Source organism: Enterobacter sp. AC1, from assembly GCF_050434705.1.
GTDB lineage: Bacteria > Pseudomonadota > Gammaproteobacteria > Enterobacterales > Enterobacteriaceae > Enterobacter > Enterobacter cloacae_L.
On sequence record NZ_JBNDIZ010000004.1, the window covers coordinates 154,820 to 176,465 of the forward strand.

Annotated in this window: 22 protein-coding genes, 1 tRNA gene and 2 pseudogenes; 10 read left to right on the forward strand and 15 right to left on the reverse strand. The window is 48.7% G+C overall.

Annotated features, from left to right (window positions below):
* Positions 1-11 precede the first annotated feature (11 nt).
* Complete coding sequence (locus tag M2433_RS13895) at positions 12-1,622, forward strand: glycoside hydrolase family 43 protein (protein ID WP_429054856.1); 1,611 nt, start codon at positions 12-14, stop codon at positions 1,620-1,622.
* Positions 1,623-1,626: 4 nt separating this feature from the next.
* Here the strand turns inward: M2433_RS13895 and xynR are convergent, their stop codons facing one another.
* The 5 genes from xynR to argL form a co-directional block, all read right to left on the reverse strand.
* Positions 1,627-2,385: a DNA-binding transcriptional repressor XynR gene (gene xynR, locus M2433_RS13900; RefSeq protein WP_008501378.1), complete on the reverse strand. Its 759-nt coding sequence runs from the start codon at positions 2,383-2,385 to the stop codon at positions 1,627-1,629.
* A 245-nt stretch (positions 2,386-2,630) separates the two neighbouring features.
* On the reverse strand, positions 2,631-3,065 hold the full coding sequence (locus tag M2433_RS13905; protein WP_077580399.1) for a DUF3828 domain-containing protein: 435 nt from the start codon (positions 3,063-3,065) through the stop codon (positions 2,631-2,633).
* A gap of 1 nt (position 3,066) precedes the next feature.
* Entirely contained in the window at positions 3,067-3,429 is a 363-nt protein-coding gene (locus M2433_RS13910) for a hypothetical protein (protein WP_017383896.1), read from the reverse strand.
* 277 nt (positions 3,430-3,706) lie between these two features.
* On the reverse strand, positions 3,707-4,711 hold the full coding sequence (gene argF / locus M2433_RS13915; protein WP_429054858.1) for an ornithine carbamoyltransferase: 1,005 nt from the start codon (positions 4,709-4,711) through the stop codon (positions 3,707-3,709).
* Entirely contained in the window at positions 4,681-4,776 is a 96-nt protein-coding gene (gene argL, locus M2433_RS13920) for a putative translational regulatory protein ArgL (RefSeq protein ID WP_214442935.1), read from the reverse strand. Before argL ends, argF begins: the two co-directional genes overlap by 31 nt.
* A 99-nt stretch (positions 4,777-4,875) precedes the next feature.
* Here argL and rraB point away from each other — a divergent pair, with 99 nt between their 5' ends.
* The 5 genes and pseudogenes from rraB to M2433_RS13945 form a co-directional block, all read left to right on the forward strand.
* The gene (gene rraB / locus M2433_RS13925; RefSeq protein WP_029739283.1) at positions 4,876-5,301 is read left to right on the forward strand and encodes a ribonuclease E inhibitor RraB; all 426 of its coding nucleotides are present in this window, start codon (positions 4,876-4,878) and stop codon (positions 5,299-5,301) included.
* 46 nt (positions 5,302-5,347) lie between these two features.
* Positions 5,348-6,106 (forward strand): tRNA isopentenyl-2-thiomethyl-A-37 hydroxylase MiaE, encoded by a 759-nt coding sequence (miaE, locus tag M2433_RS13930; RefSeq protein ID WP_252046960.1) that lies wholly within the window; start codon positions 5,348-5,350, stop codon positions 6,104-6,106.
* Positions 6,107-6,136: 30 nt separating this feature from the next.
* Positions 6,137-6,859 (forward strand): topoisomerase II, encoded by a 723-nt coding sequence (locus M2433_RS13935; RefSeq protein ID WP_429054860.1) that lies wholly within the window; start codon positions 6,137-6,139, stop codon positions 6,857-6,859.
* A 106-nt stretch (positions 6,860-6,965) separates the two neighbouring features.
* Positions 6,966-7,050 (forward strand) — tRNA-Leu (locus M2433_RS13940).
* 188 nt (positions 7,051-7,238) lie between these two features.
* Positions 7,239-7,478: pseudogene (locus tag M2433_RS13945) on the forward strand (Arm DNA-binding domain-containing protein); the annotation flags it as partial.
* A gap of 202 nt (positions 7,479-7,680) precedes the next feature.
* Here the strand turns inward: M2433_RS13945 and M2433_RS13950 are convergent.
* Genes M2433_RS13950 through M2433_RS13970 form a run of 5 tightly spaced genes read right to left on the reverse strand, consistent with a single transcriptional unit; the run spans position 7,681 to position 14,911 of the window.
* Positions 7,681-9,336, reverse strand: a complete 1,656-nt coding sequence (locus tag M2433_RS13950; protein WP_429054861.1) for a type I restriction-modification system subunit M — start codon at positions 9,334-9,336, stop codon at positions 7,681-7,683.
* On the reverse strand, positions 9,333-10,412 hold the full coding sequence (locus M2433_RS13955; RefSeq protein ID WP_429054863.1) for an AAA family ATPase: 1,080 nt from the start codon (positions 10,410-10,412) through the stop codon (positions 9,333-9,335). The genes M2433_RS13950 and M2433_RS13955 overlap by 4 nt, the downstream gene beginning before the upstream one ends.
* The gene (locus tag M2433_RS13960) at positions 10,412-11,602 is read right to left on the reverse strand and encodes a restriction endonuclease subunit S (RefSeq protein ID WP_429054865.1); all 1,191 of its coding nucleotides are present in this window, start codon (positions 11,600-11,602) and stop codon (positions 10,412-10,414) included. The genes M2433_RS13955 and M2433_RS13960 overlap by 1 nt, the downstream gene beginning before the upstream one ends.
* Entirely contained in the window at positions 11,595-14,648 is a 3,054-nt protein-coding gene (locus M2433_RS13965; protein WP_429054867.1) for a type I restriction endonuclease subunit R, read from the reverse strand. The genes M2433_RS13960 and M2433_RS13965 overlap by 8 nt, the downstream gene beginning before the upstream one ends.
* A 59-nt stretch (positions 14,649-14,707) precedes the next feature.
* On the reverse strand, positions 14,708-14,911 hold the full coding sequence (locus tag M2433_RS13970; protein WP_136072545.1) for a helix-turn-helix domain-containing protein: 204 nt from the start codon (positions 14,909-14,911) through the stop codon (positions 14,708-14,710).
* A gap of 260 nt (positions 14,912-15,171) precedes the next feature.
* Here M2433_RS13970 and M2433_RS13975 point away from each other — a divergent pair.
* Positions 15,172-15,348: pseudogene (locus M2433_RS13975) on the forward strand (hypothetical protein); the annotation flags it as partial.
* Positions 15,349-15,487: 139 nt separating this feature from the next.
* On the opposite strand, the gene M2433_RS13980 reads toward M2433_RS13975, so the two are convergent.
* Positions 15,488-16,360, reverse strand: coding sequence for a phosphorothioated DNA-binding restriction endonuclease (locus tag M2433_RS13980; RefSeq protein WP_429054869.1), 873 nt, complete (start codon positions 16,358-16,360; stop codon positions 15,488-15,490).
* Positions 16,361-17,123: 763 nt separating this feature from the next.
* On the opposite strand from M2433_RS13980, the gene M2433_RS13985 reads away from it, so the two are divergent.
* The 3 genes from M2433_RS13985 (at position 17,124) to M2433_RS13995 (ending at position 19,430) form a co-directional block, all read left to right on the forward strand.
* Positions 17,124-17,894, forward strand: a complete 771-nt coding sequence (locus M2433_RS13985; RefSeq protein WP_429054871.1) for a hypothetical protein — start codon at positions 17,124-17,126, stop codon at positions 17,892-17,894.
* A gap of 31 nt (positions 17,895-17,925) precedes the next feature.
* The gene (locus M2433_RS13990; protein ID WP_214602534.1) at positions 17,926-18,579 is read left to right on the forward strand and encodes a hypothetical protein; all 654 of its coding nucleotides are present in this window, start codon (positions 17,926-17,928) and stop codon (positions 18,577-18,579) included.
* Between the two features lie 377 nt (positions 18,580-18,956).
* Positions 18,957-19,430: a SymE family type I addiction module toxin gene (locus tag M2433_RS13995; RefSeq protein WP_429054873.1), complete on the forward strand. Its 474-nt coding sequence runs from the start codon at positions 18,957-18,959 to the stop codon at positions 19,428-19,430.
* A 74-nt stretch (positions 19,431-19,504) separates the two neighbouring features.
* On the opposite strand, the gene M2433_RS14000 is transcribed toward M2433_RS13995, so the two are convergent.
* The 4 genes from M2433_RS14000 to M2433_RS14015 all read right to left on the reverse strand — a co-directional run bounded on the left by M2433_RS14000 (position 19,505) and on the right by M2433_RS14015 (position 21,497).
* Positions 19,505-19,876, reverse strand: a complete 372-nt coding sequence (locus M2433_RS14000; protein ID WP_429054874.1) for a hypothetical protein — start codon at positions 19,874-19,876, stop codon at positions 19,505-19,507.
* Between the two features lie 115 nt (positions 19,877-19,991).
* A complete protein-coding gene (locus M2433_RS14005) occupies positions 19,992-20,471 on the reverse strand; it encodes an Hcp family type VI secretion system effector (RefSeq protein WP_429054876.1) in 480 nt (159 codons plus the stop codon).
* Positions 20,472-20,473: 2 nt separating this feature from the next.
* The gene (locus M2433_RS14010) at positions 20,474-20,821 is read right to left on the reverse strand and encodes a hypothetical protein (RefSeq protein ID WP_429054877.1); all 348 of its coding nucleotides are present in this window, start codon (positions 20,819-20,821) and stop codon (positions 20,474-20,476) included.
* Positions 20,814-21,497 carry a hypothetical protein gene (locus tag M2433_RS14015; protein WP_429054878.1) on the reverse strand — a complete coding sequence of 228 codons (684 nt, stop codon included), beginning with the start codon at positions 21,495-21,497 and terminating at the stop codon, positions 20,814-20,816. The genes M2433_RS14010 and M2433_RS14015 overlap by 8 nt, the downstream gene beginning before the upstream one ends.
* Positions 21,498-21,646: the final 149 nt, after the last annotated feature.

A 21,646-nucleotide genomic window follows, 5' to 3' on the forward strand; every position in this document is an offset into this window, starting at 1 on the left:
CCGGAGGCACTATGCAAATCACTAACCCGATACTCACCGGCTTCAACCCGGACCCGTCCCTGTGCCGTCAGGGCGAGGACTACTACATCGCCACTTCGACCTTCGAGTGGTTCCCGGGCGTGCGCATCTACCACTCCCGTGACCTGAAAAACTGGTCGCTGGTCAGCACCCCGCTGGACCGCGTGTCGATGCTGGACATGAAGGGCAACCCGGACTCCGGCGGCATCTGGGCGCCGTGCCTGAGCTACGCCGACGGCACATTCTGGCTGCTCTATACCGACGTGAAGATTGTTGATTCGCCGTGGAAAAACGGCCGCAACTTTCTCGTCACCGCGCCATCCATCGAGGGCCCGTGGAGCGAGCCGATCCCGATGGGCAACGGCGGGTTTGACCCGTCCCTGTTCCACGACGACGATGGCCGCAAATACTATATCTACCGCCCGTGGGGGCCGCGCCACCACAGCAACCCGCACAACACCATCGTGTTGCAGGAGTTTGACCCGCAGACCGGCACCCTCGCGCGCGAGCGCAAAACCCTGTTTACCGGCACGCCGCTCTGCTACACCGAGGGCGCTCACCTGTATCGCCACGCGGGATGGTACTACCTGATGGTGGCCGAGGGCGGCACCAGCTACGAGCACGCGGTTGTGGTGCTGCGTTCCAAAAATATCGACGGGCCGTACGAGCTGCACCCGGACGTGACGATAATGACCAGCTGGCACCTGCCGGAGAACCCGCTGCAGAAGAGCGGGCACGGCTCGCTGCTGCAGACCCACACCGGGGAATGGTATATGGCCTACCTCACCAGCCGCCCGCTGCGCCTGCCTGGCGTGCCACTGCTGGCCTCCGGCGGACGCGGCTACTGCCCGCTGGGGCGCGAGACCGGCATCGCCCGCATTGAGTGGCGCGACGGCTGGCCGTACGTGGAAGGCGGCAAGCACGCGCAGCTGACCGTGAAAGGCCCGCAGGTGGCCGAGCAGCCCGCTACCGTTCCGGGCATCTGGCGGGACGATTTCGACGCCAGTTCGCTTGACCCGGAGCTGCAGACCCTGCGCATTCCGTTCGACGACACCCTCGGCTCGCTCACCGCGCGCCCGGGCTACTTACGGCTCTACGGCAACGACTCGCTCAATTCGACCTTTACCCAGTCGACCGTAGCGCGCCGCTGGCAGCACTTCGCTTTCCGCTCAGAAACGCGGATGCAGTTCTCGCCGGTCCACTTCCAGCAGAGCGCGGGGCTGACCTGCTACTACAACAGCAAAAACTGGAGCTACTGCTTTGTAGACTACGAGGAGGGGCAGGGGAGAACCATCAAGGTTATTCAGCTCGACCACGACGTGCCGTCATGGCCGCTGCACGAGCAGCCCATTCCGGTGCCGGAGAGTGCGGAGAGCGTCTGGCTGCGCGTGGACGTGGATACGCTGGTCTACCGCTACAGCTACTCGTTCGACGGCGAGACGTGGCACGCCGTGCCGGTAACGTATGAGGCGTGGAAACTGTCGGACGACTACATCGGCGGGCGCGGCTTCTTCACCGGCGCGTTTGTGGGGCTGCACTGCGAGGACATCAGCGGCGACGGTTGCCACGCGGACTTCGACTACTTCACCTACGAGCCGGCCTGACGGCTCAGGCCGGGTAGCCCAGCGCGCGTGAAAGCTGGAGCCCGGCCTGCTGAAGCTGCTCGCGGAAATTAGCCAGCTCAGCGTCGTCCACGCGGGAGGTCAGCGTCGACAGGCTCAGGGCGGCAATGACGCGGGACTCGTGGTTCCACACCGGTACCGCCACGCAGCGCACGCCCTGCTCGTTCTCTTCGCTATCCAGGGCGTAACCCTGCTCGCGGGTCTGCGCCAGGGCGCTCATTAAGGCTTCGCGAGAGGCGAGGGTGGAAGGGGTATAGGTGGTGTACTGATAGCCCTCCAGCAGGGCGTTCAGCTCGGGCTCGCCCAGCCAGGCAATCAACACCTTACCGATGGCGGTGGCGTGAACCGGCAGGCGGCGGCCGATGCGCGAATAGGCGATGGCGGCCAGCTTGCCTTCAATCTTCTCGATATAGACCCCTTCACGCCCGTCCAGGATCCCCAGATGGGTGGTCTGCCCGGTCCGCTGGGACAGCTCCGTCAGCCAGCCTTTCGCCTTTTGACGAATATCGATGGAGCCCACGACGAAATGACCGCGCTCGACCAGCTTCATGCCGAGGCGATACTTACCGTTCTCCGGGTTCTGATCGATATAGCCGTGAAGCTGCAGGGTTTTCAGCAGCGAGTGGAGGGTACTCTTGCTCAGCCCCATCAGTTTGCTGATGTCGGTGATCTTAAGCTCGGTGGCCTGCTCGTTGAACAGGTCGAGGATCTGCAACGCACGTTCAACAGACTGAATAATCGGCATAATGCTGGCATGTCCACGCTGGAATTAAGGCGAAAACGTACCTTTTTCGGGGTGAAAAATCAATGAAATGGAGCCGGTGTTCTCCCTCTCCCCGTGGGAGAGGGCTGGGGTGAGGGCATCAGGCCGCATCGTCGCCTGATTCGCCCGGCGGCGCTTCGCTTGCACGGGCCTACGGGTTGTGTAGGCCGGGTAAGCGCAGCGCCACCCGGCAACAAAGGCGGCTACATTATTGTTAGCGGGGGACATCAATTATTATCCCGAGCGGCGACAGACTGGATTTTCCAGACCCCATCTTCTTTAACCATGCAATCAATGACTGTGTGCTGGGTCTTTTTGCCAAACGTAATATTCACGTTTACACAGACCGGGTCTGAATCATACGAATCAATAGCCACATTCTCAGCCCAGTCCTCGCCGATATACTGCGATTTCATAAAAAAATCAGCCTCGTAAAATTCAGCGTCGGCATAACGGGGATCGTCTGCATGACGTAATTTTTTCATGGTGCTGGCCGTAACGAACTTATCGATTTCATTTCCCTGTTGGATGGGATAACGATCGTTGTTCACCTGTTTGACGTACCAGCGATTGAATTCAAGGGCGCGCTGCATCGGTATCTGAAAATCTTCGGCCCCCAATGCGGCTGTGCTGAATAACACAATTAAGATGAGCTTATTCATATTAATAATGCCTGTATAAGGTTATAGCTGGCTGAAGTTGGCGATAGGTTGGCCCCGGGTAAAGTGTTCTCTGTTTAAAATCTGAATACCAGGTTCCAGCGCCATCGTAAATACAGACATGCCCGTACTGATTCGGGCCGGGCAAGGCATCAATCACCGCGATATCCCCCTCTATGGGGGTGCCATAGACTTTTGAGAACCCTGCTTTTTCAAGAGAACGCCAGAAATCCTTAGCGTTTGCCCCTTCGATTTTAAGCCCTCCGGCTCGAATGGCGGCGGCGATTGCTCGAGCGCAATAGTGTCCAGTATGGGTTAGTGCGTGGCTACGGGCGTATGACACAGCTTCATGTTTATTCCATGACATAAACAATCCTTATTAATGAAATGCAGCAATAAGGAAATATTACGCCGATAATATAAGGTGTTTTGTAATTGATAATGACCTGATATTAACCATTATCTACTCAGTAAATAATGGTTAATAAAAAGATAAATACCTATTATGGTTAATGCGTATCTGAGAAAGCGTCAGTAAAATGAATTTTTCTGCCTGACGATAACGCTGTTGTCATTTTTAGTGTTTTCTCCCTCTCCCTGTGGGAGAGGGCCGGGGTGAGGGCACCAGACCGCAGAGGAGTCAATCACTCCCCAAGCGTCGCCACCATCACCGCCTTAATCGTATGCATCCGGTTTTCCGCCTGGTCGAACACGATGCTCGCCGCTGACTCAAACACCTCGTCCGTCACTTCCATCCCGCCGTGCAGGTCGAACTCCTTCGCCATCTGCTTCCCAAGCGTGGTCTGGTCGTCATGGAACGCCGGCAGACAGTGCAGGAACTTGACTTCCGGGTTGCCGGTCAGTGCCATCATCTGCGCGTTCACCTGATACCCGCGCAGCAGCGCGATCCGCTCCGCCCACTTCTCTTTGGCTTCGCCCATCGACACCCACACGTCGGTATAGATAAAGTCCGCGCCCTTCACGCCTGCCGCCACGTCTTCCGTCAGCGTGATTTTCCCGCCGTGCTTCTCCGCCAGCGCGCTGCACTCCGCCACCAGGCTCTCTTCCGGCCAGCAGGCTTTCGGGGCCACCAGGCGCAGATCCAGCCCGGTCAGCGCCGCCGCTTCCAGCATCGAGTTGCCCATGTTGTTGCGCGCGTCACCCGCGTAGACCAGCGTCATTTCGTTAAACGCCTTGCCCGGCAGGTGCTCCTGCATGGTCAGCAGGTCCGCCAGCAGCTGCGTCGGGTGGAACTCGTTGGTCAGCCCGTTCCACACCGGCACGCCCGCGTACTGCGCCAGCGTCTCGACCACTTCCTGGCCGTGGCCGCGATACTGAATGCCGTCGTACATCCGCCCGAGCACGCGCGCGGTGTCCTTAATTGACTCTTTATGCCCAATCTGGCTGCCGCTCGGCCCTAAATAGGTAACGCGTGCGCCCTGGTCAAATGCGGCAACTTCGAAAGAGCATCGTGTACGGGTTGAGTCTTTTTCGAAGATGAGCGCGATGTTTTTGCCGGTAAGCTTCTGTACTTCCTTGCCATTTTTTTTATCGGCTTTGAGCTGTGCGGCAAGGGTCAGCAGAGAAGTGAACTGTGCAGGGGTAAAGTCGAGCAATTTCAGAAAGTGTTTCTTATACAGATCAGACATTTTATCCTCACATGGCGAACGCCACTTATTGAATTAAAATTCACTTTATATGTGTAATTATTCATTTGCAACCCCGTTTCACAAATCTTTCCAACAAAGGTGGAGGCAAACCCGTCCGTGTGTGAAAATAGAAGTATCTGCCGCACTTTAAAGAGGATTGAGCCATGGCAAACCCGGAACACCTGGAAGAGCAACGCGAAGAGACGCGTCTGATTATTGAAGAACTGCTGGAAGACGGTAGCGATCCGGACGCGCTGTACACCATCGAGCACCATTTCTCTGCGGATGATTTCGACGCGCTGGAAAAACTGGCGGTAGAAGCCTTCAAGCTGGGTTACGAAGTGACCGAGCCGGAAGAGCTGGAAGTGGAAGAGGGCGACACCGTCATCTGCTGCGACATCCTGAGCGAAGGCGCGCTGAAGGCGGAGCTGATCGACGCGCAGGTCGAACAGCTGATGAATCTGGCCGAGAAGTTTGAAGTGGAATACGACGGCTGGGGAACCTACTTCGAAGATCCGAACGGTGAAGACGGCGAAGAAGGCGACGACGAAGATTACGTCGACGAAGACGACGACGGCGTGCGTCACTAAGCGTTTCAGGCGGTGGCGCACGCCACCGCTTTTTCAAGGCAGAACCATGGATTACCCGCAGATACTCGCCCCCGTACTCAACTTCCTCCAGTGCCCGACCCCGCAAGCATGGATTGATAAAGCCCGCGACCCGGCAAACCTGCCGCTGCTGCTCACCGACCACATGGTGTGCGAGCTCAAGGCCGCCCAGACCGCGCTGCTGCTGGTGCGTAAATACGTCGCCGACGAAAGCGGTGCCGACGCGCTGCTCGACTGGCTCAAACCCTACGAACAGTTCACCTTCCGCGACGGCCCGGAGCCGGACTTCATCGCCCTGCACAAGCAGATTGGCAAAAGCGTGATGCCCAAAACCGACGACCCGTGGGGCCAGGCGCTCATCGACAGCATGGTGCTGCTGATTAAAGAGGAGCTGCACCATTTCTGGCAGGTGCGCGAGGCGATGCTGGCCCGCGACATTCCCTACGTCAAAATCACCGCCAGCCGCTACGCCAAAGGGATGCTGAAAGAAGTGCGCACCCACGAACCGCTGACGCTGATCGACAAGCTCATCTGTGGTGCCTACATCGAAGCCCGCTCCTGCGAACGCTTCGCCGCGCTGGCCCCATTCCTCGACGACGACCTGCAGAAGTTCTATCTCTCGCTGCTGCGCTCGGAAGCGCGCCATTATCAGGACTACCTGACGCTGGCCCAGCAGGTGAGCGACGACGATATCTCACCGCGCATACAGCTTTTTGGCGAAATTGAAGCCACACTTATCTCGACACCGGACACCGAGTTTCGCTTCCACAGCGGCGTGCCGGTGTAAACCGGCATAACTCAAGGATAAGGATGCGAGATGAATAAAACGTGGACCCGTATTGTGATTGTCGTCTTTGCGGCTGCCGCCGTGGCGTTCTGGGTGTTTTTCGACAGGCAGCGCGACCCGGAACGGCAGATGGATAACGCCCTCAACGCGATGCCCGCCTGGCAGGTGATTAAGGAGCAGGAGCCCGCGCTGCATCAGCGCATCCTCGACCAGATGGCCGCCCTGCAAAAAGCGGGCGAGCCGGAGCAGCAGATTATCGACACCATCCAGCCGCAGATCCTGCATTTGCAGATGACGCGCCTGCAAAACGCCCCGGACGCCGACGTGGTGAACTACATGACCATCAACATGGAGCAGACCGCCGCCATCCAGAAGGTGAGCGACGACGCCTGCTTCCGCTTCCTCTACCCGATGGTGAAGGGCGGCGTGAACCCGATGCGCATGCTGGATAAAGACCTGATGGCGCGGCGCATGCAGGCCGACGCCGACATGATGCGCGCGGCCTACGGCAAAAACCGCCACACCGTGACGCAGGCAGAACGCGAGGCGGCTGTTGAGGACGTGCGGCCGATTATGAAGGCGCTTGCCGATAAGTACGGCGAGGACATCCAGCTGCTGCAGATGCCGGAGAAGGCAGCGGGCAAAGAAAAGCTCTCCTGCGATATGGTGCAGGAGATGTGGGCGAAGGTGCTGGCGCTGCCGGAGCAGAAGGCGGCGGGGGTGATTCGTCTGGCGGTGTCTGAGCTGGAGTGACGAAGGACGCTGGTTTTTTGGGCACTTAGCGCAGGTTTAGCGCGTCGTCGCTTGCATGGCGGCGCGCGACAGGTATAATCCACAACGTTTCCGCATCCCCTTCAGTGCCGAAGTGGCGAAATCGGTAGACGCAGTTGATTCAAAATCAACCGTAGAAATACGTGCCGGTTCGAGTCCGGCCTTCGGCACCAAAAGATGCAAATCAAAGTCGCTTAAGGGCGGCTTTTTTTGTGTCTGAAATCCTGTATGTACCCATCATCCCCGCTATATTAACTCTCCCAAGGTCAACCGGCTTCAACCTACATGTACTGACAGATCTTGGTACAGATGATGGTATTTCAGGTTCGATAATGCTTGTACCAACAGGGAGGAAATAAGCATTGCTCTAACAGATATCAAAGTCAGAACAGCCAAGCCAACGGATAGCAATACAAGCTGACTAATGCAGTGGTATGCATCTGCTTGTTTATCCTAATGGTCTAAGTATTGGCGTTTGCAGTACCGTTTTGACGGCAAGCAAAAGATGCTGGCACTTGGGGTTTATCCTGAAATCACACTGGCGGATGCCAGAGCATGTCGTGAAGAAGCGCGTAAGCTGCTAGCGAATGGCGTTAGTCCAGAGGCCTTTGAACAGGCTTCGTCGTGAGGACAGAATTTGTCTACGGGCGTGGGGGGGCAGTCTATTCTTTACATAATCTTGGCAGTGCCCTTCTTGTATCGATCAATAAGATGACCTTACTGAAGGCTAAATTGATAAATATAGAGCCCGACTACTGATTATTGGGGCTCTATATTTCATCTATAAGTTACATCACTCCAGATTAGCCTTTTTCGGCTAAGGGAAGTGGTGGTAGTCCTAGTTCTTCGAGGAATGCATTATGAGAGAGCGTTGCTCTCTTAATTCTTTCTTCCAATAATACCAACTCACTTTGGACATCTTTTAGATCTATTCTTTTTTCAGTCTGTGCTGTACTGACATAACGTGAGATATTCAGGTTGAAGCCGTTTTTCTCAATCTCTTCCATAGATACTCGACGGGAATATCGCTCTTCTTCCTTTCGGAATTGGTAGGTGTCGATAATTTTTTCTATATCGCCCAACTCTCCATTAGGCATTTCATTAGTTCTTCGAAGGTAATTCTGACGCTTTCCTTTCTCATAGTGTTCTGCGGCGTTGATGAACAACACATCATCTGACTTCTTACAGCGTTTGAGCACCAGAATGCAAACAGGTATGCCTGTTGAGAAAAACAGGTTTGCAGGAAGGCCAATGATGGTATCTATATGTCCATCTTTTAATAACTTGGTACGAATACGCTCTTCAGCACCACCACGAAATAAAACACCGTGTGGGAGAATAATCGCCATAACCCCGTCATCACTAAGGAAGTGGAAACCGTGCAGAAGGAAGGCAAAATCAGCCGCTGATTTAGGAGCAAGACCATAGTTCTTGAAGCGGAAATCTTCACCTAATGCCTCGGTCGGTTCCCAACGCAAACTGAAAGGTGGGTTAGCGACGATGGCGTCGAACTGCATTTTCTTCGCAGGATTCATCTCATTAAGAATATCCCAGTCATTCTCTAACGTATCACCGTGATGAATTTCAAACTCGGTATCTTTTACCCCATGCAATAGCATATTCATGCGCGCAAGGTTATAGGTAGTGATATTTTTCTCTTGACCAAATATTTTACCTATAGAGCCTCCTTCATCACTTAACCTGTTTCGTACATTCAATAGCAACGAACCTGAGCCGCAGGCGAAGTCCATCACCTGTTTAATTTTTTTCTTTGGGCCTGTCGTCGGGTCTTGGCTATCTAATGTGACGATTTCTGACAAGATGGTAGAAACTTGTTGAGGTGTATAAAACTCACCAGCTTTTTTTCCTGAACCTGCTGCAAACTGGCCAATCAAGTATTCATAGGCATCACCCAGATCGTCCCTGGCATTGCTAAAGCCAGAAATACCTTCGGCGATTTTTTGAATAATAGTACAGAGCTTAGCATTACGATCAGCAGGCTTTTTGCCTAGCTTTTCAGAGTGCAGATTGATTTCCGAGAACAAGCCCTGAAACGTGCTGTTGAAGGACTTCTCTTCAATATATTTGAACCCCTTCCATAGTGTATCCAGCAAATCCGTATGCTGAGTACGTGCCATTTCTGCCACACTGCTCCATAAAAAAGCAGGCTCAATAACATAATGTGTTTTAAGACGCATCTGCTTTTCAAAATCGGCAATATCAGCTTGGTTGTCCTGATACCAGATGGCTAGCGGTGCGCGACGATCATCATTGCCCGGTTCGGGGTAATCATGCCCTAACTCTTTTTTGGCCGCCTGTTCGTAGTTATCAGACAGATAACGCAAGAAAAGAAAAGACAGCATGTAATCACGGAAGTCATCGGCATTCATTGCGCCGCGTAATTGATCAGCAATATCCCAGAGGGTTTTACCAAGCTGATTAAGTTGTTCTTTTGTCATGATCTACCTGCAAAAAAATGAAAATGGTATTTTTCAACCAGTTTAATAAAAATGTCCATAAAGAGGGTTTGATCTGCTTGACTCATCATTTCTGTCTGATCGTAATAAATGCTTCTATGCGATTGAGTGTTCACTACATGCATAACTTCTTCAGTATTCTGAATACCAATTTCACTGAGGGTGTAACCAGCACTGCCAGAACCCAAAAATGATGCGATAGTCTCAAGTAACCGTCTTAGCAATGCAAAATGATAAGTATAAAGCTGGCTTTTAATTGCCTCGTCCAACACCTGTAAAAGGTGGAGGTGATGTAAGAATACGTTTTTATTCGGCGTCACCAGATGACGTTGATCGTTACTGCGCTTCAATATTCGTATAGCAGTTAAATTTTTATAACGACCACTTTTCTCTCCTTTGGTAAGCCTATTTGCCAAAATTGAGAACAATCCGATGTGGTGCGTAGTAATAATTATTCGCTTCTTGTCATAGTGTTGTTCAACCTGCCGAAACAAAGTGTCAGCTGTGATAAAAATATTATGCTCATCTAGGCTAGAGACTGGATCGTCTATAAATATGTGTGCATTCTGAGCATTTGCCCAGCCATCGACTTCCAGTAATGCAAGAAAGAAGCTCCAGACAAAAATCCTTTCTTCTCCTCTTGATATTTTAATAGCCTTATCTTCTTCACCTTCGTTATAGAAAGTTACAGACTCTAAGCCTTCTTCGGGATCATCATAAGGGTTAAGTCGAAAGCTAAACTTTGGATTGTACGGAGCCATTGCATTGACAACGGATAGTCCATCTTCGTATAGAAAACTATGAAAGCGGTTCAGACTACTCGGTAGAATTTTTAGTCTGATATTTTCACCATCATTTTCCTCATCATTATCCCAAACAAATAAGTCTTCACTGTAGGCGTTGTAATAAACACCCGCATGCTCATCATTGTTTTCAGCTTTAGTAAGGTTCTTATAAGCCACAGATAGTTGAGTCTTTCCTGTACCATTAAAGGCGTATATTAGAACTATATTCTCATCTATTTCTTTCAGCTCTTGCGCTACGGCATCAAAACTCATCAATTTACCTCATCCATGGCTGGGAAAAGTTTCTGCATCAGGCCTTTTTTATGCGTCCTAAGTTGTTCAATCTTCAGAATTTGATTGTCAATTAACTCTTGGCTCGTACTTAGCAAGGATGCAATTTTACGCTGCTCTTCTTCTAGGGAAGTAAATTTAAGCTCAACCTTATTGAGGTTTTCAACAGATAGCCCAGGTTGAGCTTGCCCAGTAGCGTATCGGTTTAATTCAAGATAAATCAGCAGGAAATACAACCAATCCGTCCTGACCCCTTCTTTTGGGGTTACGACGACAGCATGTTCAGTTGCATGGAATTTATTTCCAACAAGAGTTACGTTACCGCATAGAGCTCCCTGTCGACCAATTAATGAATAAGTTCCATCATGAGTATAAGTTTTCGTGAATCCTCGCAGCCCATTTCCCCCATAACAGGGATACAATCCTTCCGTTCTGAGTTCGCATATTTCAGAAGCCTTTACAAACTTGCCTGCCTGCATTTCACATAGATCCGCGAGAACTGTGTCTATCCAATCTTCCTTACCTCTAAACTCAGGAAACCGAAGCTTGGGCACGTTTTCTCTAGCGGTAGGGAAAAGCTGTTGCATCAGGCCTTTTGTATGGGCTTTGAGAGCACCGAGCTTTTTGGTGTGTAGTGTGATTAGCTCGTCGATGGAGGCAAGGCAATCGGCGATTTTTTGTTGCTCTTTAGGTGATGGCAGCGGCAACTCAAATGTGCCTAGCGTTTTAAAATAGAGTCTTGTTCGTGTCCCCCCTTTTTTTTGGCTAGCAGCAAATGCCTTAAACGCGCGGCCTTCATTTAAGACATTTAGAAGAAAGCCGGGATCAAGGTTTTGCGTCTTGAACACCGGGTATTCCTTACTTACTGCAATCTGCTTCCCTAACTTATTAATATTAAACTTAAATATATTGTCATCACTCATATGACGATATACAAAGTATCCCTCAGGGACCACACCGTACTCACCTTTATTAGTAAGATTACTGCCATCAAAATATTCATTTTGTGACTTCAAGCCTTCGCGAGTTGAGCTGAAGACATCCAACTCAGTTGATGAAGGAACCTTTATACTGTGCTGTTTTAAGTAAGGGGCTAATGCCTTGACTTCCCATTGTTCTGAAAATCCAGAAAAGCGTAATTCCGGAACCAGACCTTTTCTCTGTTTACTCATACGCATCTAACCCCGAAATCTCTCGACCCTCAGCCTGCTTTTGCAGGTAAGGCACCAAATCTTCCATCAAAGCCAGCTCTGCCACTCGGCGCGCTTTCCAACCGAACTCCAACGGTGCGAGCAGATCTGTTAGTTGTTCGCCATCGAAGATCATGCGATCTAAAATGCTGTCCACAAACGCCTGAAGTGATTGCGTTTGCAAGCCATGCTTTTCGGCAATTTGTGTTAATACCAGCGCGGCTTTCTGCGCTTTAAAAGTTTGATAGCCTTCGCGGATTTGCTTTTCATTAAGTGCTTCACCCACCTTGAGGCTATTGATGTAGGCAATAATATCTTCACGTTCTTCCATCAAGTTAGCATTGGCACTGATCAGGTCGATCAGCTCCTGGCGCGTCATCTTTTGCTTGCCAGTTTTTTGCGTGGATTTGGCAATCAGCCCCATGATGTAGTCATAATCAATAATGCTGGAGGCAAAAAGTACCAGATCAAACTCAAGCTGCTCAACTGATTCTTCGTTGTCATCACTTTTACCTTGCTTGTGCTTTAGCTCCATAGCTGTGTCGAGATAAATAGCTTTAAAGCCCCGCAGGGTATCCGTCGGCAGTTTTTGTTCGATGATCGCTTTACTTTCTTCGTCAAGATCAGTGTATTGCTCTAGCTGGGTTTTCAGCTTCTGCACTTCTTTAAAATGGTTGATAAACTCGGCCTTGGCCGTATCTCCTTTCAGGTTGTGCACCTCCGATGGCTCGCAGGTTAAGCCTTTGGACTCCATAAAGGTTTGCAATTCGTCCACTTTTTTCTGGAATGCCTCAATCACTTTTGGCGCGGGATCGACCAGCCAGATTTCTCTGGCTTTATCTTTCGCCCCGCCAGAAAATAATTCAATTGCTGCGTTGACTTCGTTTCCCTGATAACGGAAGTCCAGAATGTTGCCCCACGGTTTTGTGTCGTTGAGCACACGATTGGTACGCGAGAATGCCTGGATAAGGCCGTGATGCTTCAGGTTTTTATCCACATAAAGAGTATTGAGGTATTTTGAGTCAAAACCGGTTAACAGCATGTCCACCACAATGGTGATGTCGATTTTGTTTTTACGAGGGTAATCAGTATTGCTGTACTTTTGGTCTTTAATGCGCTGCTGCACATCCTGATAGTAAAGGTCAAATTCGTTAATGGTGTGATTGGTGCCGTATTGCGCGTTATAGTCGGCAATAATCGCCTTCAGGGCTGCCTTTTTCTTTTCGGGCTCTACCTGGTTGTCGGCACTTTCTTGGGGCAGGTCTTCCTGAAGCTGCTTAATGTCTGCAGCATTCTTGTTGCTGTTTACACTACCATTGCCGTTACCATCGTTCTCTTTAGCGATCTGGGCCGGTGGTGAGAATACACAGGCGATATTTAATGGCTCGAAATTTTCGTCTTCAGACTGCTTTTGTGCTTGAAGCGTTTTAAATTGCTCAAAGTACTCGATGGCGTGATTGATCGATGCTGTTGCTAACACGGCATTAAAGCGGCGCTGATTTGTGGCGCTATCGTGTTTATCGAGAATGGCTTTTATTACCGCTTCAGGTGGTGGTAGTTCTTTTTTCTTAGGCTTGGTTTGACCATCTTTACCATCGTCTTTCCCGTAATAGTCAATGTGGAAACTCAGTACGTTTTTGTCCTCAATGGCGTGGGTGATGGTATAGGCGTGTAGCTCTTTTTCGAAAATATCTTCCGTGGTTTTGAAAGAGGCCAAGTTGCCATCTACTTGCTGATAGCTTGAATTTTCGTCAAAGATAGGTGTGCCGGTAAAGCCAAATAACTGAGCTTTGGGGAAAAATTCTTTAATGGCTTTATGGTTCTCACCAAATTGAGAGCGGTGACATTCGTCGAAGATAAATACCACGCGCTTATCACGCAGCGGCTCCAAACGCTCTTTATAGGTCTGTTTGCCATTTTTCTGCTGAGCCTTGTTGCGTTTGCTATTTTCATCCAAGGCTAGACCAAGCTTTTGAATGGTAGTGACAATCACTTTATCGGCATAGTCTTCCGATAACATGCGGCGTACAAGCGTTTCGGTGTTGGTGTTTTGTTCTACACATCCTTCTTGGAATTTGTTGAATTCCTCCCGCGTTTGGCGATCGAGATCTTTGCGATCGACCACAAATAAACATTTTTCAATATCGGGGTTATCTTTCAATAGCGTAGAAGCTTTGAATGATGTGAGTGTTTTACCAGAGCCTGTGGTATGCCAGATATAGCCATTACCACGGTTCTGGTGAATAGCATCCACAATAGCTTTAACGGCATAGATTTGATACGGGCGCATGATGAGCATTTTTTGCTCACTCTGCACTAGTACCATATAGCGGCTGATCAATTGACCCAAGGTACACTTTGACAAGAAGTCATCAGCAAACTCATGCAAATGAGCAATTTTCTTGTTGCTCTTATCTGCGTGCTGATAAATCGGCAGAAAACGCTCATCGGCATTAAAGCTGAAGTGCTCTTTGCGATTATTGGCGAAATAGCGCGTATCGTTACCATTACTGACGATAAATAACTGCATAAAGCAGAGTAGAGTATTGGTATACCCGTTGCCAATGTCGTTTTTATACTCAACAATTTGCTCCATCGCTCTGCGAGGACTGATCTTTAAGGACTTCAGCTCAATCTGTACCAATGGTAGGCCATTGAGTAATAGAATTACGTCATAGCGATGGTGACTGTTATCTGTGTTGATACGAAGTTGGCTAATTACTTCAAAGTCGTTTTTACACCAGTCTTTAAGATTAACCAGCATGTATTCCAACGGAGTGCCATCTTCACGGGTAAATTTCCCCTTTTCACGCAGCGCTTGAGCTGCCAAAAAGACATCCGCTGTGATGATCTCTTCACGGAGGCGGTTAAATTCTGCATCGGATAGGTTGACTCGGTTCAAAGCTTCGAACTTCTTACGGAAGTTCTGCTCCAGGCTGGCCTTGTCGCGAAGGTCGCTGCGGTGGGTGTATTTGAGGTCTTGTAGTCTGGCGATTAAATCTTGCTCAATTTGTTGTTCTTTAGTCATGGGTTACGCCTAATGATTTTGACACGTCGCTGGCATAGGGTGTCTCTACACGTGTTACGCTATTTATCCGTGAATTCAAGTATATCCGCCACTTCGCAAGCAAAGAGCTGACAGAGCTTATCCAATGCCTCAATGTCTATTTTTTGAGCTGTTTCCCTGTACATTAGGGTCACTGTATTGCGGCTAAGCCCTGTTTCTCGTAAAACGTCTGAGATCTTCATTTTCCGCTCCCCCATTAGGCGGGCGAGATGGCAACGTATCATTTCTATGCTCTGGGTTGGCCCTGTTTAAACTAATTTTAGCCTTATTAACAATAAAAATTCAATTTAACCTTGAATTTTTATTGTTAAGGATGATTTTTAGACAGGAACTGGTCGAGGATGAGCTTTCACATGTGAAAGTAGGAATGTCACAGCTTGAAACCGTGGCTTGAGCCGTCTGGTAGTTCAACATGAACTTGGATTTTTCCTCCACATGATTCAACAATTTGTTTGAACTGCCGTAGACTATCGACCGTACAGCTATCAATTTGGTAACTTGCATCAGCAAAGCAGAATTTTCAAAAATCGCCAAATGGCGTATCAACAACAGAGCCCTGATTAACCGTAGCGACATCACTTTCTGGCTAGGTGATGAGGCCGTTCAGAGCTGGTATGTGTCAGCAACGCCTTCTTCACGGGGACGACCTCAGCGCTACTCGCTCTGGCATAGATACCTCGCGGTACGTTTTAGTTCTTACGTCCGATCCGGGTACATAGCTCTATTAGAAACGGTATCCTGGCTAGCAACGAGCAGCTCCTTGGCTTCCGTCTAGTGATGGGAAGCTATGGCAGAGGCAACTATTCCTTAAAAACTTCGCGCCGATGCCAATCTACAAATCCCTCCTGTGGATAGTGTGCTTTCACCTGCGGCAATGAAATCACCTTTCCCTGAAAATCCCAGAATAGTCTGCCGACGATACCGCTCCCGTTAACAGCTTCAGAGATCTGAACCCGCATATTTTCATCTAACCCAATCGAGCCTTTATCAAAGGCTTTGTGGTGGATTGCACAGAGCGCCAGCCCATTAGGGATCTCGCAAGGACCACCGTATTGTTTCCATTTGATATGCGCGGCTTCCAGGGCTACAGACGTGTTGTCATGCCTCATGTTGAATCCGCATATAGCGCATTCGTAATTGTAAGCGCGTAGAACCTGCTGGCGAAAAAGAGGGTCGCGTTGTTTACGAATTTGTCGGATATCAAAACCTAATTCGTCAGCAAGTTCCTCCTGAATGCTTTCGGTAAAGTTCGCTTCGAGGATTTGCTGTGCCAGCACATTAATCAGGTTTCTGCTTTTTATCAGCATGGCATAATGCTGCTCGTCGAAGCCACCAGCAACGTTATATTCAAGTAGCTCTCCTGCCGGAGGCTGTTTACTGCTACCTGCTGTGGAACAGCGTTCCGCATTTTTCAGCTCCCAGAATCCATCGCCCTGCAAACGCCAGAAGGGCATATCAGGGCGATACTGAGCGCGTTGAGGCCCAAATCGTTCCAGCAGGCTATGCAGGTTATCCCGAATTTCTGAACCGTAATCGAACAGGCGGCTGTGGCCTTGCTGGTAACATGCCAGTACATACAGCAGTAGCAATGGCTTATGTGGTGCACGTTGTTCACCCTTGCGCCAGATCGTGATGCTGGCAATTGCCTGTTGCAGATTTTTGCTGGAATCCATAGATTTCATAGTTAGGGAAATAATTGCGATGATGCTCGCAAAATACCACCTAATCAAGAGGTGGGGCGGATATACACTATTTTTGCAACGCATTGAGTTACTGAGATTTATCATCCATTATCTTCAAGCGTGTATGTCCATTCGCTACATAATGGGCACTGCTTGGTCCCGTAGTAGTGATAGTCACACCAAATACAATGCCATTTTCTTACTGTCGTGTTGACTCGCAGTACCCCGGGTCCAATTGGTGGTATGGGGGCTATCTGAGTGACTGCTTTTACGAGTCTGCTTATCGCCATCCCTGTACCCGGTGAACGTGTGGGGGCAGGCGTTCGAATTGCATACCGGCAGCTGCGAGTTCTGGTGATTTCCTGCAGATTGTGACGTAAGTGAACAAATTCCGCCTCACCCGATTTATTCTCGATAACCACCACGCTGGCATGGCAGCTATCGCACTTCAGCCGTCTCATGTAATCAACGGGTAGTTCACGGATTGTGACCCACTCTCCATCATCGGTAATCGCGTGCTCAATAGGTCTGAATAGTTGCATCCCAATATCTCCATATTCCTGGTAAGGCGGCGGGTAACCACACTCACCGCTATAGTCATGGGATAGCTGAGATATGTTTGAATTAACAAAGAGATAAGTGGCGAAACATGGATGCTTCTATTTATGGTAAAAATGGCTTGCTGTGCCTTTTTTAACCTGCAATGCTGAGCCTACTGGCAGCGCTGGAGCAGCATTATTGGGAATAGAAAATTATGGATAAAGCAGAAGTTCTGGAGAAAAATGGTTGGGTTGCAACCAATATCGATGATTTTGCACAAAGAGTGAAGGGAATCTCTCGGGATGGATACCCCCCATTACGTTGCCTCGCTTGTGAAAAGCTAGTGCATGATAGTGGACTGGTAACCCCTAATCCTGATTATCGCCCCAGGTTCTCGCATTCAGCGCCTCCAGAGAATGGAGAACTTTGTCCATTAAGTGCTGAGACACGCCGTTTTAGTGGGTTAGCCGGAAATGACAGTACTGCAACAACGGAGCTAGCCAGAACACGGCGTGCGCAGTTTATGGTCTTCGATAGTCTATGTAAGGCCTATATTGTCTGCCGCTCACTACGGGGAGGAAAGGGTAAGCTTGACCAAAAGTCGTTTATTCGATTGGTCAGGATAGCTGATAGCTTTGGGATCTGGCGTTATAGCTATCTCCCTAAATGGGGCATTCCCCTTCTTTTAATGCTGATGGATAATCATCCAACACCGAATGGTAAGTCTGCATTTTTCTATTCACTTAAGAAAGACAGAGCCCGCCGGGGGGGTGAGTGGCAAAACCTGAACGTTCGGCTGGAAGCGCATTGGGTTAGCAGCGGTGAACTTATTGTTCCAAATCCTGAGAAACCAGCTTCGTTCCCGCTGGAGATCCCTTTTAAAGAGGATGTTGTTAATGACATCTTGGGGAAAGAGGACCTATCGTGGTGTACAAGGGATGTGCTGAGAAACTTGAGTGCCTTTAGCATCAGCGAATTACGGTAAAATATCCTTTAAAACGAAATGAGAGAGCAGAATGGCATTTGAATTGAAAGACTTATTGACTCCGGTGGCTTCCCTTCTTGCTGTCTGGCTTACTGCCAGATTTACCCTTAATCGTGAAATTCGTAAGAAAGAACTGGAGCTCCGTGTTGACCGGCTGGAGAAGCTCTCTGCTGATTGCGATGAGGTTTTATTACAGCTTATCAATTATGCTGGTTTTATCAGTGGGCTTGTTCAGTCTCGGCTCTTACTACTCACTCCGACTCAATCAAAGACTCTGATTCCTATTCAAGCATTTTCTGAAGACAAGGACCTTTTAGATAATAGTAAATTGGCTCCAGATAGGGATAAAGGGCGAAGATGCGAACACGGCTTACGCTTCCATCATTATCAGGAATGGCAAAAATGGGATGCTATTGTCCCGAAGCTGCAAAACGATATTTATGATTTTTTCATAATTACTCCTGCTGGTGAGATTGTTAAAGATTTAAAGGATCAGGGCCGAACACAAGAAGAGTGTGAGGCATTCGTTCGACAACTCAGTAAATGGCAAAAAAATGCTGATACCCTGCGAAAACAGCTCCTTGACACTATGTCTAACGATTTTCACGAGTTGACTAAATCGAAATCATCTTCATGGTTCAGACGGTCTTGTGTACGTTCATGGTTCAATAAGCCGGGATGTTAAGGGCAGTGGACCCATGAGTAAGGGGTGCAAGTATCTATTAGAAACCCCAAGAAAGATGCAGAGGAAGGCACTCCCCATGCATCATGCTGATTTATTTAATACTTCCCCTAGGGGAGATGAAGTGATTTTCAGGCCGAAGCGTTGTTGTTTCTCGAATTAAAAAATACCTACCGTCATTTCCTGAATCCCCCTCGCAAATTCCAAATTTACCCCACACCAAACCGCTGTATTTATATTCAGCCCTGTATAATAAGCACCAGAAATTACGCCAATCGGCGAAAGGAAGTATCAAAGAGAATTTAACGAAGAATTCGCGATATGAAGGTGCTGCAACACCCCCATACCGCTAACCACAACCAACTAGACAGGAGTTGAAAATGGCTGCGACGAATTTTAAGCCAGAGTTTACTGTTTGCAAAACAGAATCAGACGCTTTCACCGGCATGATTGAAAACCGCGAGCTGGTGCGCAAAAACAGCGCCTGCCGTCTTCACGGCAACCAGCCCAACGCTGCGCCCGTCCACCCTCGCGCGGAAACGCCGAAGGATAGTGCTGCCTGCTGCGAACTGTATACGCGCATAGACATGAAATATCTTCTTCTGGGCGGCGACTGGTTAACCCGTGCGGGCTTTATCAACGGAATGCCAGTGAAAATCCGCGCCATGAAAGACTGCATTGTGATTACGCCGCAGCATACAAGAGAATTATGGGGATGCCTGGAAGGTATGAGCGTGGTGAATATAAATAAGCAGAAAGTCGCCCAGTGGCTGAAGACGTTTCCGGGGGCGCTGAATGATACAGGCGATATACCGGCTGTTAAGCGTGGAACAGGTCAGGCGGTGTCGGAGTAATCGTGCTTCCCACCTCATGTAATCCTTGAAGCAATAAAACGGGCATGTCATCCCATGCCCGTTTTAAGTAAAAATCAATCACGCTTAACCTGCTCTTTCACCGCGTTAACCAGCGCAGCATGAAGTTCACCGACGGTTAAATCACATATAACAGGTTCGGGTATGCCATGTACCCAGCGGATAAACCGATAGATGCCAAAAAAATCTATGCCTTCACCCGTAAACAGATACTCATTCTCTGCGAGAGAGAACGTTTTCCTGTAGCCATCTTCTTCCGTGGCAAGCTGAACGCCAAACGCTTCTTCGCAGTCTTCCAGTAGGTCTTCGCCGTCGATACCGCAAATATGCAAATCGGCCTCAATCAACGTATTGCTATCGATAGGTTTACGATGCTCACCTGAGGAGTTTCGAACAACCTCAATGACTTGAGAGAGAGTGGGTTCCATAATGATGCTCTCCTTTAAAGCGGTAGAAATAATCGCCAGCGCTTCCCGGCGGTGCTCCGCTTGGTCGGACCGACAAGCACAACGTTATCCCGGCCCGAGAGATGTTTAAGTCGGTTCAGGCTATCGCCATATGATTCCAGGCATCTCTGTAAACGATATTCCTATCACAGTGTTTCCAGGTGATTGCCTCATATCTTAGCTCGATCGTCTCTGTATGCGTTCCTGTTCCAGAACCCGAGAACAGATTGGGTGTGATACCCGTGATTTTTACATTCTCGAGAATAATGTTGAAATATTCTCTCTCGATCCCTGCATCATCAATTTGATACATTTTGATCGTAGCCGATTTTAGCGTTTGGTTTTCACACAGTGCCCTGATGAGAATCGGTGTCGTTTTATCAAACTCTTTCTGAACGGCAATCGGTGTATGTATGCGGGTACCTGTTAGTCGGCCTGTATTTCCACTCACAGGAATGGTGAGGTGATGAGCGACCGCCTTTAATTCAATAGCACCAAACCGACCGGACACCATGGAACCTCCTACGACGGGTGAGCCATTAGCATCGGTTAACCAAAGATATGCTGGATTTGACATGATTATTCCTCATCTATTTTTACAAAAGAAGGTAGGTGCAACATCGCCACGACCCATATGAACAAGCCAATAATTTTCAGCGGCCATGGTTCAAGGACCGCTATACAAGCAAATGCACCGATGATCAGTAAGGGGCCCGATAACACATCCAGGATCCCGCCAAAAATACGTATCTTTCCTGGCAGGAATTTATTCATTACTAATGAAATAATGTAAGCGCTTAGGGTAATGATGCAAAAGACGATTGTTTTATTATGCCAGGTTTCGAATTCAACCCAGCAAAGGATATAGGCTAAAACTAAATATGAGCAAAGAAGCAGGTTTATAATTGGGGTGATAAACTTACTCATACGCGCCTGCCGTAGTGTGTGTAGTTAGTTTTTCATTAACTTTCTTCATGATTTGATTAAATACAGGCTTCCCTTCTGAATAACCTACATGGATAGCATCTACGAAAGGCTGGACGGCATCAGCGAATAGAAAATAAAGTAAGTCATAGTCTCTTGGTCTCAGAAGTTGATATACTTCTGGGGCTTCTGCTTTGAGTCTGTCAGATGTTCTAATTGATCGTTCAGCCATTCCCCCCAACAAAAGGAGTGTGCTCAGTGACGTGATTGGGTTACTTTTCCCTTTGAAAACAACAAACGTGAAGGACGTTCTTTCAATAACATGCTTTGCGATTGTTGATGCAATAATATTGGTTGATATTCTACCTGCAATTGAAGTTATTACAGATCTGTATATTTTATCCTGCTCATCCTCCGTTAAATATCTATTGAATACTTTAAAAATAATTTTAACTGCGTTGACAATGTTCTCATAATTCAAAATGTCGTTTTTTATGGCAGTAAACATTCGTATTCGTTGAGTTTCACGAGCATGCCTGGTATCCGTGTCAAAGATTCCATAGACCAGATATCCATAATCTAGCGGTACAGATAGTCCTCCATTTATAAGCCCAGTAACTGTATCAGGAGAAGCGATTATGTTGCATAATCTCCGGGCTATATCTTCTATATCAGCCATAGTATCCCTTTAAATGTATTATAAAGGGTAATATGAATGTGATATTAATGTAGATAAAGCAATTAATTATATCTAAACGACGAATTAAGAATTATTTGCGGCATTAATATTATATTAAATGAGATAATAAGCGGCTTTGTACTAACAGC